The sequence below is a fragment of the Pseudescherichia sp. genome (genome assembly GCF_031998825.1).
Classification (GTDB): Bacteria; Pseudomonadota; Gammaproteobacteria; order Enterobacterales; family Enterobacteriaceae; genus Pseudescherichia.
On record NZ_DAMACX010000072.1, the window covers coordinates 1 to 14,869 of the forward strand.

16 protein-coding genes are annotated in these 14,869 nt (G+C 51.2%); 6 read left to right on the forward strand and 10 right to left on the reverse strand.

Translation table 11 applies throughout. The annotated features are described in order from the left end of the window. On the reverse strand, positions 1–594 hold a 594-nt coding region (locus tag RTP97_RS19970; RefSeq protein ID WP_312416735.1), incomplete at its 3' end, for an aminotransferase class I/II-fold pyridoxal phosphate-dependent enzyme. Between the two features lie 215 nt (positions 595–809). Between RTP97_RS19970 and rfaD the strand changes: the two genes are divergently transcribed. Genes rfaD through rfaL form a run of 4 tightly spaced genes read left to right on the forward strand, consistent with a single transcriptional unit; the run spans position 810 to position 5,007 of the window. Beyond that, positions 810–1,742, forward strand: a complete 933-nt coding sequence (gene rfaD / locus RTP97_RS19975) for an ADP-glyceromanno-heptose 6-epimerase (RefSeq protein ID WP_312416738.1) — start codon at positions 810–812, stop codon at positions 1,740–1,742. Between the two features lie 9 nt (positions 1,743–1,751). Then, entirely contained in the window at positions 1,752–2,798 is a 1,047-nt protein-coding gene (gene rfaF, locus RTP97_RS19980; RefSeq protein ID WP_312416740.1) for an ADP-heptose--LPS heptosyltransferase RfaF, read from the forward strand. 3 nt (positions 2,799–2,801) lie between these two features. Then, positions 2,802–3,761: a lipopolysaccharide heptosyltransferase RfaC gene (gene rfaC, locus RTP97_RS19985; protein WP_312416742.1), complete on the forward strand. Its 960-nt coding sequence runs from the start codon at positions 2,802–2,804 to the stop codon at positions 3,759–3,761. Between the two features lie 31 nt (positions 3,762–3,792). Next, complete coding sequence (rfaL, locus tag RTP97_RS19990; protein WP_312416745.1) at positions 3,793–5,007, forward strand: O-antigen ligase RfaL; 1,215 nt, start codon at positions 3,793–3,795, stop codon at positions 5,005–5,007. 28 nt (positions 5,008–5,035) lie between these two features. On the opposite strand, the gene RTP97_RS19995 is transcribed toward rfaL, so the two are convergent. The 6 genes from RTP97_RS19995 to rfaQ form a co-directional block, all read right to left on the reverse strand. After that, the gene (locus RTP97_RS19995; protein WP_312416746.1) at positions 5,036–6,178 is read right to left on the reverse strand and encodes a lipopolysaccharide N-acetylglucosaminyltransferase; all 1,143 of its coding nucleotides are present in this window, start codon (positions 6,176–6,178) and stop codon (positions 5,036–5,038) included. 5 nt (positions 6,179–6,183) lie between these two features. Beyond that, positions 6,184–7,203 carry a glycosyltransferase gene (locus RTP97_RS20000; protein ID WP_312416747.1) on the reverse strand — a complete coding sequence of 340 codons (1,020 nt, stop codon included), beginning with the start codon at positions 7,201–7,203 and terminating at the stop codon, positions 6,184–6,186. Positions 7,204–7,208: 5 nt separating this feature from the next. Continuing rightward, positions 7,209–8,222: a lipopolysaccharide 3-alpha-galactosyltransferase gene (waaO, locus tag RTP97_RS20005; RefSeq protein ID WP_312416749.1), complete on the reverse strand. Its 1,014-nt coding sequence runs from the start codon at positions 8,220–8,222 to the stop codon at positions 7,209–7,211. Between the two features lie 63 nt (positions 8,223–8,285). Next, positions 8,286–9,083 (reverse strand): lipopolysaccharide core heptose(I) kinase RfaP, encoded by a 798-nt coding sequence (gene rfaP / locus RTP97_RS20010; protein ID WP_312416751.1) that lies wholly within the window; start codon positions 9,081–9,083, stop codon positions 8,286–8,288. Beyond that, a complete protein-coding gene (locus RTP97_RS20015) occupies positions 9,076–10,200 on the reverse strand; it encodes a glycosyltransferase family 4 protein (RefSeq protein WP_312416754.1) in 1,125 nt (374 codons plus the stop codon). Before RTP97_RS20015 ends, rfaP begins: the two co-directional genes overlap by 8 nt. Next, positions 10,197–11,267, reverse strand: coding sequence for a lipopolysaccharide core heptosyltransferase RfaQ (gene rfaQ, locus RTP97_RS20020; RefSeq protein ID WP_312416756.1), 1,071 nt, complete (start codon positions 11,265–11,267; stop codon positions 10,197–10,199). The genes RTP97_RS20015 and rfaQ overlap by 4 nt, the downstream gene beginning before the upstream one ends. A gap of 320 nt (positions 11,268–11,587) precedes the next feature. Between rfaQ and waaA the strand changes: the two genes are divergently transcribed. Further along, positions 11,588–12,865 (forward strand): lipid IV(A) 3-deoxy-D-manno-octulosonic acid transferase, encoded by a 1,278-nt coding sequence (gene waaA / locus RTP97_RS20025; protein WP_312416759.1) that lies wholly within the window; start codon positions 11,588–11,590, stop codon positions 12,863–12,865. Between the two features lie 9 nt (positions 12,866–12,874). Further along, entirely contained in the window at positions 12,875–13,354 is a 480-nt protein-coding gene (coaD, locus tag RTP97_RS20030) for a pantetheine-phosphate adenylyltransferase (RefSeq protein ID WP_312416761.1), read from the forward strand. Positions 13,355–13,403: 49 nt separating this feature from the next. Here coaD and mutM read toward each other — a convergent pair whose 3' ends face one another. The 3 genes from mutM to rpmB all read right to left on the reverse strand — a co-directional run bounded on the left by mutM (position 13,404) and on the right by rpmB (position 14,713). Continuing rightward, positions 13,404–14,213: a bifunctional DNA-formamidopyrimidine glycosylase/DNA-(apurinic or apyrimidinic site) lyase gene (mutM, locus tag RTP97_RS20035; RefSeq protein ID WP_312416763.1), complete on the reverse strand. Its 810-nt coding sequence runs from the start codon at positions 14,211–14,213 to the stop codon at positions 13,404–13,406. A 73-nt stretch (positions 14,214–14,286) separates the two neighbouring features. Next, positions 14,287–14,454 carry a 50S ribosomal protein L33 gene (gene rpmG / locus RTP97_RS20040; protein ID WP_003024094.1) on the reverse strand — a complete coding sequence of 56 codons (168 nt, stop codon included), beginning with the start codon at positions 14,452–14,454 and terminating at the stop codon, positions 14,287–14,289. 22 nt (positions 14,455–14,476) lie between these two features. Next, on the reverse strand, positions 14,477–14,713 hold the full coding sequence (gene rpmB, locus RTP97_RS20045) for a 50S ribosomal protein L28 (RefSeq protein WP_002436699.1): 237 nt from the start codon (positions 14,711–14,713) through the stop codon (positions 14,477–14,479). Between the last annotated feature and the right edge of the window lie 156 nt (positions 14,714–14,869).

Consider the following 14,869-nt stretch of genomic DNA (forward strand, 5'->3'; position numbering starts at 1 on the left):
GTCGCAGACGCCTTTCAGGTTGGCGATCACGCCATCCATAGAGAAGACGCCGTCGGTGGCGATCAGTACCTGCCGCGCTCCCGCATCGCGCGCCTCTTGCAGACGCGCCTCCAGCTCCTGCATGTCGTTATTGGCGTAGCGATAGCGTTTGGCCTTGCAGAGGCGGACCCCGTCAATGATAGAGGCGTGGTTCAGGGCATCGGAAATAATGGCGTCTTCCGCGCCCAGCAGCGTTTCGAACAGACCGCCGTTAGCGTCGAAGCAGGAGGAGTAGAGAATAGCGTCTTCCATGCCAAGAAACCCGGCCAGCTTCTTCTCAAGGGCTTTGTGGGTATCCTGCGTGCCGCAGATAAAACGCACCGAGGCCATGCCGAAGCCGTGGCTGTCCATCCCGGCCTTCGCTGCGCTGATGAGATCCGGGTGGTTCGCCAGACCGAGATAGTTGTTGGCGCAGAAGTTGATCACCTGGCTGCCGTCGGCAACGGTGATATCAGCCTGCTGGGCCGAGGTGATAATCCGTTCTTCTTTAAACAACCCTTCCGCCCGGGCGGTTTCAAGGTCGCTGTTCAACCGTTGGTAAAAATCCCCACGCATTGCAATTCTCCAGACTGGGCAAATTTCAGCACATCTTACCGAAAGCATTACGCTGATACGAGATGATGCCGCACCGGTTGTCGTTTTTGCAGTACAAATCACGTACGGCCCGCTGGGATTGCGGTGAAGAGCTGAAGGGTCGGCAATGTAATGGTATGATAAAGGTATTCATGCCTGAGATTGTCTCAGTGCTTCCACCTTCAAAGGTTACAGTTATGATTATCGTTACCGGCGGCGCAGGCTTTATCGGCAGCAACATTGTCAAAGCGCTCAATGACAAAGGCATCACCGACATTCTGGTGGTCGATAACCTGAAAGATGGCACCAAGTTCGTTAATCTGGCCGACCTGAACATCGCCGACTATATGGATAAAGAAGATTTCCTTATCCAGATAATGGCGGGCGAAGAGTTCGGCGACATCGACGCTATCTTCCACGAAGGCGCATGCTCCTCCACCACCGAGTGGGATGGCAAGTATATGATGGACAATAACTATCAGTACTCCAAAGAGCTGCTGCACTACTGCCTGGAGCGCGATATTCCGTTCCTGTACGCCTCCTCAGCGGCAACCTACGGCGGACGCACCAGCGATTTTATCGAATCCCGCGAGTACGAGCAGCCGCTGAACGTTTATGGCTACTCTAAGTTCCTGTTCGATGAGTACGTGCGTCAGATCCTGCCGGAAGCGAACTCGCCGATCGTCGGCTTCCGCTACTTTAACGTCTATGGCCCGCGTGAAGGCCACAAAGGCAGCATGGCCAGCGTCGCCTTCCACCTCAACACCCAGCTGAACAACGGCGAAACGCCGAAGCTCTTTGAAGGTAGCGACGGCTTCAAGCGCGACTTCGTCTACGTAGGCGACGTGGCGGCGGTAAACCTCTGGTTCTGGGAAAATCGCGTCTCGGGTATCTACAACCTCGGCACCGGTCGCGCAGAATCCTTCCAGGCCGTGGCCGACGCCGCGCTGGCGTTCCACAAGAAGGGCGAGATCGAATACATCCCGTTCCCGGAGAAGCTGAAAGGACGCTATCAGGCGTTTACCCAGGCGGATCTGACCAATCTGCGTGCGGCAGGCTACGACAAGCCGTTTAAAACCGTTGCCGAAGGCGTAGCGGAATATATGGCTTGGCTGAACCGCGACGCGTAAGAATTCCGCATGAAAATTTTGGTGATCGGCCCGTCTTGGGTGGGCGACATGATGATGTCGCAAAGTCTCTATCGCACGCTTAAGGCGCGCTATCCCCAGGCGACAATCGACGTGATGGCACCCGCATGGTGTCGTCCGCTGCTGTCGCGGATGCCGGAAGTGAACGAAGCAATCCCTATGCCGCTTGGGCATGGGGCGCTGGAGCTTGGCGCACGCCGCCGTCTTGGCGTGAGCCTGCGCGAGCGCCGCTACGATCGCGCTTATGTGCTGCCCAACTCTTATAAATCGGCCTTAGTGCCCTTCTTCGCCAATATCCCCGTACGCACCGGCTGGCGCGGCGAGATGCGCTACGGCGTGCTTAACGACGCCCGCGTGCTGGATAAGCAGGCCTGGCCGCTGATGGTCGAACGCTACGTGGCGCTGGCCTACGATAAAGGCGTGATGGAATCGGCAAAAGATCTGCCCCAGCCGCTGCTCTGGCCGCAGCTGCAGGTAGAAGAGAGCGAGCAGCGCCGCACCTGTAATACCTTCGGCATCCTGGCCGAACGCCCGATTATCGGCTTCTGCCCCGGCGCGGAGTTTGGCCCGGCAAAACGCTGGCCGCACTACCACTACGCCGAACTGGCGAAGCAGCTGATCGACGAAGGCTACCAGGTAGTGCTGTTTGGTTCTGCGAAAGATCACGGCGCGGGTAACGAAATTTTAGCCATGCTCAGCCTTGAGCAGCAGGCTTGGTGCCGCAATCTGGCCGGTGAGACGCAGCTTGAGCAGGCGGTCATTTTACTGGCGGCCTGCCGGGCGGTAGTCACCAACGACTCCGGCCTGATGCACGTTGCCGCCGCGCTGAATCGCCCGCTGGTGGCGTTGTACGGACCGAGCAGCCCGGACTTTACTCCACCGCTGTCGCACAAGGCGCGCGTGATACGCCTGATCACCGGCTACCACAAAGTGCGTAAAGGCGATGCTGCAGAGGGCTATCACCAGAGCCTGGTCGATATTCAGCCCGAGCAGGTGCTGGAGACGCTGAACGGTTTGCTGCTGGATGAAGAAGGCTAACGAATGCGGGTACTGATTGTAAAAACATCGTCGATGGGTGACGTATTGCATACCCTGCCCGCCCTGACGGATGCCATGCAGGCGATCGCCGGGATCCGCTTTGATTGGGTGGTAGAGGAAGGTTTCGCCCAGATCCCTGCCTGGCACGAAGCGGTGGATCGCGTTATTCCGGTGGCTCTTCGCCGCTGGCGTAAAGCCTGGTTCTCCGCACCGGTAAAAGCCGAACGCCGGGCGTTTCGTGAGACCCTGCGGGCGGTGCACTATGACGCGGTCATCGACGCGCAAGGGCTGGTCAAAAGCGCGGCGCTGGTCACCCGGCTGGCGCATGGCCTGAAGCACGGCATGGACTGGCAAACCGCTCGCGAGCCGCTGGCCAGCCTGTTCTACAACCGCCGTCATCATATTGCAAAGCAGCAGCACGCCGTGGAGCGCACCCGGGAGCTGTTTGCGAAAAGTCTGGGCTACCGCAAGCCGCAGACCCAGGGCGACTATGCCATTGCCAAACATTTAGCGACTAATCTGAATGCTGATAGAGGCCAGTATGCAGTATTCTTGCACGCAACCACACGGGATGATAAACACTGGCCGGAAGCCAACTGGCGAGAGCTGATTAGCTTACTTGCGGAGTCTGGCGTACGTATTAAGTTGCCCTGGGGGGCGCCTCATGAGGAAGCACGAGCAAAGAGGCTGGCGCAAGGGTTTGATTACGTTGATGTCTTGCCGCGAATGAGTCTTGAAGAAGTGGCTCGCGTGCTGGCAGGGGCAAAGTATGTGGTATCGGTGGATACAGGCTTAAGCCACCTGACTGCAGCGCTCGATCGCCCAAATATTACTTTATATGGTCCTACCGATCCTGGCCTCATTGGGGGATATGGAAAGAATCAGACAGAATGCCGATCTGCAAATAAGAGCCTTGCTAGCTTACCCGCATCTACTGTACTTAATCAGCTACTGTCAAAATAATGTGCTTTCGTAACTATACGTTGGAGAAGAGATGGCCTTAACCTTGCTTTTTGGTAGTGAGAAAAAAGACTGGAATGTGTTTTGGAACAGAGCACTTATATTCTTGTTTATCGCCACCTATTTTTTAAACGGTATTACACGATATAAACATCTTATCGTCATCCTGATGACCATCACCACAATTGTATATTTATGCAAGCAGCCACGACATTATTTAACAATATTTAAAAGTTTTCTTTTTGCCAGCGTTATTTTTCTGACAGCAACGGCTTTCCTCTCACTGCTTCATACGCCAGAATTTAAAGCTAGCCTAAAGGCTATAAACAACTCGATTGTTGAAAATACACTGTTATGTACGCTTGTTATTCCTGTTTTGCTACGGGATGAAACTAAAGCAATGATTTCAAAAATTCTCTTTTTCTCATTTTTGACTTCATTAAGCTTACGCTCGCTAGCTGAGCTCGTTTCCTATTATCAGGATTATCAGCAAGGCATTATGCCCTTTTCAGACTACAGGCACCGGCCCATTTCCGACTCACTGGTATTTTTTTTCCCCGCGCTCCTGAATCTTTGGCTTTTCAAATCAAAGGGATATCGCATTGCCTTTTTGGTATTAAGTACAGCTTATCTTTTCTTGATGCTGGGCACGCTGTCACGCGGAGCCTGGCTGTCCGTATTGATTGTCGGGTTAATCTGGACTCTACTTTATAAACAGTGGAAATTGTTAGCAACAGGTGCGATAGTCGCTGCTGTTTTCCTGACCGCAATTTTCATGAATAAGGATATGACATCGAAGCTAGCATTTAAGATGCAGCAAACCGACAGTTCTTATCGTTATACTAACGGCACCCAGGGAAGCGCATATAATTTAATTATGGAAAACCCGGTCGTTGGATACGGTTTTGGCAATAAGGCTTATGATAATGTATACAATAAGCGTGCCGCAAATTACCCTGGTTGGTTCTTTAGGGAATCAATTGGCCCGCATAACCTGGCGCTGTTTGTCTGGTTTGGTATGGGTCTGTTAGGGCTGGCCGCTCTTCTTTTGATATATGCAGGCATTATTAAAGAGTGTGTATCAAACGCCTTTAGGGACGATCGCTACTCTCCCTATAATGCCTATATGATCATTTTGTTATCTTTTATTGGCTATTTTATTATCCGCGGTAATCTGGAACAGATAGAGTTGGATCTGTTAGGGATTTTTGCCGGATTCCTGCTAGCCATGAAAAACAAAACTGCATGACAGGAAAAAGCTACGTTAAGTAGCTTTTTTAACCAAACCAGTCGTGCAACACTTTTTCAAAGCTCTCGGTAACGCTGTTCCAGCTATAGTGGTCACATACGTAATTTTGACCACGCTTAGCGATATCCGAGAGCTCACTGTTTTGCAATACAGCCATAATATCCTGAGCAATTGATTCTGCCGTCATTGGTTCTGATAAATGATAACCAGTATGACGATCCTTAACAAACTCGACCATCCCTCCACGCGTGCTAACCAGCACAGGCTTTCCTGCGCTCATTGCTTCAATCGCTACCATACAAAATGCCTCCTTGCACTGGGAGGGGATGACGACTAAATCACCCAGAGAGTAGTAGTGATGCATTGCTTCGGGAGATATGCTTCCCAACATAACGCAGCGATCGTTAAGCCGCTCCGCTATCTCTCTGACATCGCGTTGATAAGCGCCTTTATCACTTTTACTCGCTTCCATATGATCGCCAACAACAACGAGTTTTACATTTTTTTGTGTGGCAATAATTTTTTCGAATGCCTGTAAAAGTAACAGGACACCCTTATCAGGAACAATACGTCCCGCATAAAAGATAACTTTTTCATCTGGTCCAATATTAAGATCGGACGTTAGCTTTGGCTTATCAGTAGATTGATAACAGCCTAAATCAATACCGTTAGGTACAATAACAATGTCTGCCTGTGGCAAAAATGATTGATAATAATTTTTCAAGAACAAGCTTGGCACAATCATCTTAACATCAGGATCAAGCCCTTTTGGCTCAAACGCATTATGCATATGTATCACCACTTTCGCCTGGGGAGCACGCTGACGAATTTGCCGGTATAACTTCATACTATTATGCACAACTATGACGCTATTATCAGTTATCTGAAAATCTCGGGCAATATTCAGTATTCGCTGTGAATAGGGCAGCGGATCCAATCGCGTCCATTTCTGAAAAAGACGTTTATAGATACGACTAAATCCTATACGATGGATACTACAGTTGGCATTAACAAGTGAATAATCAGAGTAACCTTCGTTTTTAATGCATACGATACGGTTAGGGATAGTGGTTCGCTGCGCAACCTGATACATCCATGTTTCCACTGCGGCAGCGCCACGCGGAGGTATGGAGAAAATAGGCGTAACCGTAAATATGATTTTATCAATCATTAAGCTCAACCCTTCATTAAATTATATTTTATTGCTGCACAAAGGCCGTCGAAGAATTTGTTTTGATAAAGCAAGTGCTTATACCTCTCCCGATACTCATGCTTTTGCTCTGCTGCTTGATAGGGTCTTATCTTCCAGGGCGAAATTTTATAAATACTGCGGAAAAATTGCGCTGAAGGGTAGTCGGCCCAATCATGCCAGGGCTTTGTAACGCCAGTGTAGTGAATAAAAACCGTCCGATCATTAATAACTGAATTATAATAATTTCTATCTTTCTTCTCAAACTCTGATTTTAGTGTATAAATAGTATTGTACGATCTCGGCAATATTTTCACATGATGTAAAAACATGATATTTAAAATATCCTGATCGGGATATTTTATATTTTTTGTAATATTATTGTCAGAAAGAAGTTCAAAGAATTTCTCCGTTAAATGAGATGTAAGCCATTGGCGTAAATTTATATACATTACACCGGAGTTAAAGTAGTTTCCTTTAAATTCATCATTCTGCAAGCGCTCAGCGCTTTTCTTCTGCATCGAATCAACATCAACGACAACTGCACCATACTCGTTGCCAAACTCCATCGCCGCCAATTCATGCAAAGAGCCTTTGCATGTAACATCAGCATCGAGATAAAGTAATTTATCCAGCCGCTCCGAGAAATAATCAAAAGAGAGTAGACGATAATAGATAGATACTGGCCAAATATTCGTTTTCGGCAGTGAGGTTAAAGGTTGAGAATCAATATGGTATAGTTTTATTACCGTTTTATATTGATCCGCCAACTGCGTTAGCAGTTCAACATAGTCACCGTCTAAGAAATCACTGATGATATGAAAGGTAAATTCAATATTTTGTTGTTTATTATTTTCAAGGATTGATGCAATAGAGATAGCTGCCCCTACCTGATAGTTTTTATCAATACCCCATGAAATATTGAAAGTGTCTCGGTCATCACACGCTACCGTGCGCTTATCCAATACCACTATATCTTTGAACCGGGTGAGTTTTTTAAAATCCACTTTTCTTATCCCTTTATAGCTTTGGCTCTATAGTAGTTAAAATAGCTTCGCAATCCCTGCAAATATTTCTTCTGATTAAACTTATGCTTTGCACAGTATCTAAATTGATTGCTATTTGTGGGCTTAAGTAACGCAACGCTATGCCATGGGGATGCTTCTTTTGCCATAAAAAAGCTCTGTGAAACGGGATACTGCGCCCACTCATGCCAGGGCTTGGTAGGGCCTACATAGTGAATAAAAACAGTCTCATCATTAACAGGGTTGATTACATTACGCTTCAATTCATAGTTAATGCTAAAGCGTGTATTATATTTGCCGCTGATAAATTTCACTTTTCCAACCAGGAGAACATTTAAAACATCCTGATCGAGATGCGTAATTTTTTCTGCCCATTCCGGTATGCGGAGCATCTCTATCGCTTTAGAAGAGATATCGTGATTATGCCATTCATTAATGTTGATTAATAAAAAGCCAGCGTTAAAATAGCCAGACCTTAACGCTGGCGTTGAAAGTCTTACTGCGCGATTATTCCACCACTCATCACCTCTCTCAGTGACCGCAGCAGCGATTTCATCCGCTGAAAAATGGTAATCAACTAATTCCTGAAGGCTTCCTTTGCATGCAATATCAGCATCCAAATAAAGCAACTTATCTATCTTTTGATAAAAGTAGTCTGCAATAACAAAACGGAAATAGGTCGCATAGGACCAGTTTTTTGTCGAAGGCAAGGATTTTAGCTTTTCACAGTCAATTAAATAGATTTTTATCGATGTTTTGTACTGTTCAGCTAACTGCGAAAATCGAACTTCATCCTCGTCACTTAACGAGTCTGTAAATACATGAAATTTAAAAGATAAATTCTTATTACTTAAGAGGATTGAGGCAATGGCCACTCCACATCCAAAAATGAAGTTCTTATCAATACCAAAAGCTATATTTAAACTATTTTCGGATGTCTTTGTTTGAGAAGCATATTCAAACATAGAAAGGATGACATTTTCATCGCTGAGTTGAGACATTTTGACTCTTATCCAATAAAGTTGAAAAATTACTAAAACTTACAGGCTCTTTGCGCTGGGCAATCACAATGATTTGCGAATCGTTCTTTCGCGGATTTTATCTGCTTTTTCTCTAGCCTGGCGAATTAACTCATCTTGCTGGCGAAAAATTTCCTTGAGCGACACGCCAAAATAGATTTTCAAAAAGCGCCAGACATCCCGCTCTGTTAATCCAATGTTCATTGAGGAGAAATAGAGGCCAATAAGATCCTTATCGCGCCAGCGCTGTGGAACACGGCGGCGGATCTGCGCCCGGTGAAGGTCGATTATCGACAGCTTTAAATCACGCTCTTCTCCGGAAAAAGGCAGGTGCAGCAGGAAGTGGCACAGGTAACAGTCGCGATGGTTAACGCCGGCCTGATGCATCTTGCGCACCATCATGGCCACACGCCGAATAAGCATCCGTTTAACGTGCAGATCGGGTGGATTCACGCTCCAGTCAGCGCAGTAGTCTTCAAGGCTAATGGTTGGGGTCAGATCCTCGGTAATAATAAATGACTTTTTCGTCAGCGGATTGGCCCCCTTCTCACCAAAGCCAATGCCATGCATGGTGTCGACGCCGCACTCGCTCAGGCGATGGATCGCATTCCACTCCCGGTCAGCTCCCAGCACCGGCATACGCAGAGAGAGTAAGTTTTTGGCTATCTCTTTTACCGAGGTGCCCTGATGCCACTTAAGGAAGTAGCTCTTGCCAGCCAGCTCAAAGCGGATCGTTCTGCGCGTTTCAAGCTCGCGAAACACGTCGCCCTGCAATTTTTTCACTTCGGCAAAGGCATCTTTACCGCGCCATAAGGTGGCCAGCGGCTCTTTCAGTTCAACCATTCACTTCACCCGTTATCATATCAGCGACCTTTTCCGGCAGGCTGTAGAGATCCTGCGTATCCGCATAGTGACGAGCATTAGCCGCCCACTCGCTCAGGCGCAACGGCGTACCTAACGCATCGGCCAGCGTCTTGTTGAGCGCTGCCTGCGAAAACGGCTCGTTAATCACCACACCACAGCGGGCATCCGCTATATAGGGCGCGTAGCCACAGACCTCGGTTACGATCACCGGTAGCCCTGCCGCCACCGCCTCCAGCAGGACAATGCCTGCCGCCTCCTGCTTCGCAGGATGCACAAGCAGGTCCGCTGCGGCCATCAGTTCGGCCACGTCGCTGCGTCCGGCAAAGAAGTGTACATTCTCTTTTATGCCCAGCTTTGCGGCAAGCGCCGCGAAGGGTCCAGGCCTATCCTGCCCCACAACAAACAGCAGCGTATTTTGCCGCAGCGCGTCAGGCAGCGCGGCGATGGCCTCAATGGTGCGCGCCACGCCCTTACGGTTAAAATCTGACCCTACCTGTAAAACAAAGTTCTGAGCCTCACCGATGCGATTTTTCTCTCGATAGACGCGACGGCTGTCGGGGATCTGCTGGGTATATTTACGATCGGGATAGATGCCGGGCGGGAGGATGTGAAAACGTTCAGGCTCGGTCTGATAGTGACGCTGGAAATCGGCAATCTGCTTATCAGTTAGCATCAGCAGCTGCGTCTTCTTACCCTGTTCAAAGGTTGCGCGCTCAAAGGCAGCATAGTGGCGATAACGTGAAGTCAGGCGATAGAAAAAGCCCTTCTCCTGGGCCACCTTCTCGGCATAGCAGACGTCTGCCGCGTAGTAGATATCGAGGCCCGGCATCTTGTTAAAGCCCACGACTCGCGCCACAGGATGCTGGGCAAGGTGCGCTTTTACCCACTGATAGTACTCGGCGTTGCGCCCGTGATTAGTGCGTTTCCTGACCGGAACGACAATCAGCTCAAACTCCTCGGGGCTCTCCCCCTGCCAGGACTGGGTATAGACGCGCACCTGGTGGCCGCGCCCAGCTACCGTCCGGGCAATGCGCATGAAATCGCGCTGTAGCCCGCCAAACGGAAAGTATTTGTAGAGGCAGAAGGCGACGATCATAGGGAGCCACCTGCCTGCCCGGCAGAATGGCGCGGCAAGAGCAGCGTCCGGGCAGCAGCAATAACCTCCTCTGCCGGGATCGCCGAGAGGTAGCGCCGGTTGCGATCGAGCTGGTCACGCGTCGGCATTGGCTGGTAGTTCCCGGCCCAAAGCACGATGGCGTCATCTGACCAGGGACGCCAGGCAATATGATCGGTTGCGCCAAACAGGGCGATAATTTTTGTTTTTACCGCCGCAGCGATGTGCATCGGTGCAGAGTCGACGCCGATAAACAGCGCGGCATGATCGATAAGCGCTGCCAGCTCAGGAAAACGCGTTTTTCCCGCCAGCGCGGTCACCGGGCGCGTTTCACAGGCGCTGGCTATCTCTTCCACACACTCCAGATCGTCCGCGCCGGGGCCGGAGGTAAGCACGACTTCATAGCCCTGATGATGCAGGGCATCAATGACCTGGGAGAACTTGCTGTTATCCCAGCACTTAAAGGCCTGACGCGCCGTGGGCTGGATCACCACATAATGTTCTCCTACCCCGGCGGCAGTGAGCTGCTCACGCATCGCCTGCCAGTTTTGCCCGGTATAGCTCATGGTTAGCTCGCGGCAATCCTCGGTGATCCCTAGTGGACGCAGTGCCGACAGGTTGCGCTCAACAATATGATCGCCAACGACGGGAGCATGATGAGTAAAGCTTTTGCGCCAGAAAGCCGCCTGCCGATGGGGGAAATCCTGGGAAATCTTGACGCGGGCTGGCAGGAAGCGCACCAGCGCAGCGGCCATCCACTGGTCAGTCAGGTTGACGATAAGATCGTAACGGTTAGCGCGCAGCTGTTTGAGCACATCCACAAAGTTAGTGATTTTCTCTCCGGCTGTGGCTTTTTTATTTTTGAGGCCGTAGAGCGCGTTGATCTCTGCGTTTTCTGACAGGATAGGAGTAGTATCCTGATAGAGCAACACGTCGATTTTCGCGGCAGGGTAATGGCGTTTCAGGGTGCTTACGACGGGCGTCGTAAGGAGCATATCCCCATGAAAGCGCATTTTTATCAGCAGAATTCTTTGAAATGGCTTTTCCACAAGCGGCTCTTATCCGTTGATGATGACCAGTATAGACAACAATAAGCACGCTACCGCCCAGGCCTACCAGCTACCTGTACACCGTAACGCGCCCATTTTTGCGCGCTAGTGTAGCATTTTTTGCTGTCTAAGCCGACACGAATGTTTTTTCAGCAAGCCGCTGATTTCAACTAACTTTATAAAAATACTACAAAAAAGGGTAAGTTTTAGGATTCATCACCCGCTGAATGGGGGATTTGCAGCGAATTCGGCAAAAGTAATGGCATTGATGCGGCTAAATACATAGAATTCCCAGCACATCCATCAGCCAGTTGCGGACTATGCTTCAATTGCTTTACACCACTCTTTTCTACCTGATTCAGCCGCTTATCTGGCTGCGTCTCTGGGTGCGTGGTCGCAAAGCACCGGCCTACCGCAAACGCTGGGGCGAGCGTTACGGCTTCTATAAGAAACCGCTTAAGCCCGGCGGCATTCTGATGCACTCCGTTTCCGTGGGCGAAACCCTGGCGGCAATCCCGTTGGTTCGCGCCCTGCGCCATCGCTATCCCGATCTGCCGATTACCGTCACCACGATGACCCCAACCGGCTCAGAGCGCGTGCTCTCTGCTTTTGGCAACGACGTTCAGCACGTCTACCTGCCCTACGATCTGCCGGACGCACTTAATCGTTTTTTAAACGCCGTGGATCCGAAGCTGGTGCTGGTGATGGAGACCGAGCTGTGGCCGAACCTGATTGCCGCTCTGCACAAACGCCAGATCCCGCTGGTGATTGCCAACGCTCGTCTCTCTGCGCGCTCGGCTAAAGGCTATGCAAAGCTGGGCGATTTTATTCGCACCCTCCTGCGCCGTATCACGCTGATCGCCGCCCAGAACGAAGAGGATGGCGAGCGCTTTATTGCCCTTGGGGCAAAGCGTAACCAGCTCACCGTCACCGGCAGCCTGAAATTCGATATCTCGGTTACGCCCCAGCTCGCCTCCCGGGCAGTGACGCTGCGCCGCCAGTGGGCCCCGCATCGTCCGGTCTGGATCGCCACCAGCACCCACGAGGGCGAAGAGAGTGCGGTTATCGAGGCACACCAGACGCTATTGAGAGAGTTCCCTAATCTGCTGCTGATCCTGGTTCCGCGCCACCCGGAACGTTTCCCGGACGCCATCAACCTGGTGCGGCAGGCGGGCCTGAGCTATATCACCCGCTCGTCGGGAGAAGTCCCCTCCAGCAGCACCCAGGTGGTGGTGGGCGATACTATGGGCGAACTAATGCTGCTTTACGGCATTGCCGATCTCGCCTTTGTTGGCGGTTCGCTGGTAGAGCGTGGCGGGCATAACCCGCTTGAGGCCGCCGCGCACGCTATCCCTGTGCTGATGGGGCCGCACACCTTCAACTTTAAAGATATTTGCGCCCGTCTGACCCAGGCCGACGGTTTGATCACCGTTGTGGACGTCGCCTCGCTGAGCAAAGAGGTCGCCTCCCTGTTGACCGATGAGGACTACCGTAACTTCTACGGCCGTCATGCGGTAGAGGTCCTCTATCAAAACCAGGGCGCGCTGCAGCGTCTGTTACAATTGCTGGAACCCTATCTGCCACCAAAAGCCCACTAAGGTTTTTATATGCAAAAGCGCGCAATTTACCCTGGCACTTTCGATCCGGTCACTAACGGCCATATCAATATCATTACCCGGGCCGCGGGCATGTTCGATCGGGTTATCATGGCGATTGCCGCCAGCCCAAGCAAAAAGCCGCTCTTCTCCCTCGAGGAGCGCGTTGCTCTGGCACAGGAAGCTACCGCCCATATTGAAAACGTTGAAGTAATTGGCTTTAGCGATCTGATGGCGAGCTTTGCCCGCGACCAGCAGGCAACAATCCTGATCCGTGGTCTACGGGCCGTGGCCGATTTTGAGTATGAGACCCAGCTGGCGCATATGAACCGCCATCTGATGCCAGAGCTGGAGAGCGTCTTTCTGATGCCTGCCAAAGAGTGGTCGTTTATCTCATCGTCGCTGGTAAAAGAGGTGGCGCGTCATCAGGGCGACGTGGCCGACTTCCTGCCGGCAAACGTGCACCAGGCACTTTTGCAGAAGCTTCGGTAGGATTCGCTATGCCGGGCGGCACTGCGTTTGCCCGGCATACAAAATGCGACTACTTCTGGCAGTGACGGCAGTAGAAGGTGGCGCGTTGGGCGTGCTTGGTCGCCACGATCGGCGTCGCACAGACGCGGCAGGGCTCACCTTTGCGCCCGTATACCTGTAGCTGCTGGGCGAAATAGCCCGGCTTCCCGTCGCTTTGCAGAAAGTCTTTTAACGTTGTCCCGCCCTGCTCTATCGAGCGCAGCAGCACTGCCTTAATCACCTGCACCAGAAGAGCATACTCTTCATGAGAGAGTGACGAGGCGAGCCGGTCCGGGTGGATCCCGGCGGCAAACAGCGATTCGCTGGCGTAGATGTTGCCTACCCCCACCACTAACTTGTTATCCATCAGCCAGGGTTTAATGGCGGTCTTCTTTTTCGCGCACTTCTGCTGTAGATACTCTGCATTGAACGCATCGCTTAGCGGCTCCGGTCCCAGGTGCGCCAGCACATTGTGCCCCGCCAGCTCTTTGGTCCACAGCCAGGCACCGAAGCGGCGCGGATCGGTGTAGCGCAGCACTTTGCCGTTGCTCATCACCAGATCGACATGATCGTGCTTCTCGGCAGGCAGATCGTGGGGAAGGATGCGCAGGCTACCGGACATGCCGAGGTGGATGATGATCCAGCCGTCGGGCAGCTCCAGCAGCAGATATTTTGCCCGCCGCTGTACGCTAAGCACCGGCTTATCGCTCAGGCGGTGGATCTCGTCGGAAACGGGCCAGCGCAGGCGGCCATTGCGTACCACCGCGTGCAGGATAGTTTGACCCACCAGGTGCGGCTCTATACCGCGGCGGCTGGTTTCTACCTCAGGTAATTCAGGCATGTTTCCTCCGTTAAGATACTCAGAATGCAAAAAACCCGGCCGAAGCCGGGTTTCTGTACAAGAAAACTAAAACTTATTTAATTTTAGCTTCTTTGTAGAGAACGTGCTGACGGACAACTGGATCGAACTTTTTCAGTTCCAGTTTTTCCGGCTTAGTACGTTTGTTCTTCGTAGTGGTATAGAAGTGACCAGTACCAGCAGAAGAAACCAGCTTGATTTTCTCACGAATACCTTTAGCCATGATTTATTTCCTCTTTAAGTACTTAGTACTTTTCGCCACGGGCACGCAGTTCAGACAGAACTGTATCGATGCCTTTCTTATCAATTACACGCATACCTTTAGCAGATACGCGCAGGGTGACAAAACGCTTCTCGCTCTCAACCCAGAAACGGTGAGAGTGCAGGTTCGGCAGGAAACGGCGTTTAGTCGCGTTCAGTGCGTGGGAACGGTTATTACCGGTCACCGGACGCTTGCCAGTAACTTGGCAGACTCGGGACATGTCTATTCTCCAAAAATCAAATTAGCTCGAGCTTCGTATAGGGTTTTGACGCCTCGTCAGGCTGTAAGGCCCGGTCACGGCGGTTCAGTGTGAACTCGCGATTGCCAGGCCCAAATGCCAAACCCGAGATTCTCAAAGGTGGCGTAGTATACGCTG

Excerpts from the sequence above, each read along its gene's own strand:
- rfaD (WP_312416738.1), top strand. The coding sequence starts at position 810 with ATGATTATCGTTACCGGCGGCGCAGGCTTTATCGGCAGCAACATTGTC.
- rfaF (WP_312416740.1), top strand. The coding sequence starts at position 1,752 with ATGAAAATTTTGGTGATCGGCCCGTCTTGGGTGGGCGACATGATGATG.
- rfaC (WP_312416742.1), top strand. The coding sequence starts at position 2,802 with ATGCGGGTACTGATTGTAAAAACATCGTCGATGGGTGACGTATTGCAT.
- rfaL (WP_312416745.1), top strand. The coding sequence starts at position 3,793 with ATGGCCTTAACCTTGCTTTTTGGTAGTGAGAAAAAAGACTGGAATGTG.
- RTP97_RS19995 (WP_312416746.1), bottom strand. The coding sequence starts at position 6,178 with ATGATTGATAAAATCATATTTACGGTTACGCCTATTTTCTCCATACCT.
- waaO (WP_312416749.1), bottom strand. The coding sequence starts at position 8,222 with ATGTCTCAACTCAGCGATGAAAATGTCATCCTTTCTATGTTTGAATAT.
- rfaP (WP_312416751.1), bottom strand. The coding sequence starts at position 9,083 with ATGGTTGAACTGAAAGAGCCGCTGGCCACCTTATGGCGCGGTAAAGAT.
- RTP97_RS20015 (WP_312416754.1), bottom strand. The coding sequence starts at position 10,200 with ATGATCGTCGCCTTCTGCCTCTACAAATACTTTCCGTTTGGCGGGCTA.
- waaA (WP_312416759.1), top strand. The coding sequence starts at position 11,588 with ATGCTTCAATTGCTTTACACCACTCTTTTCTACCTGATTCAGCCGCTT.
- coaD (WP_312416761.1), top strand. The coding sequence starts at position 12,875 with ATGCAAAAGCGCGCAATTTACCCTGGCACTTTCGATCCGGTCACTAAC.
- mutM (WP_312416763.1), bottom strand. The coding sequence starts at position 14,213 with ATGCCTGAATTACCTGAGGTAGAAACCAGCCGCCGCGGTATAGAGCCG.
- rpmG (WP_003024094.1), bottom strand. The coding sequence starts at position 14,454 with ATGGCTAAAGGTATTCGTGAGAAAATCAAGCTGGTTTCTTCTGCTGGT.
- rpmB (WP_002436699.1), bottom strand. The coding sequence starts at position 14,713 with ATGTCCCGAGTCTGCCAAGTTACTGGCAAGCGTCCGGTGACCGGTAAT.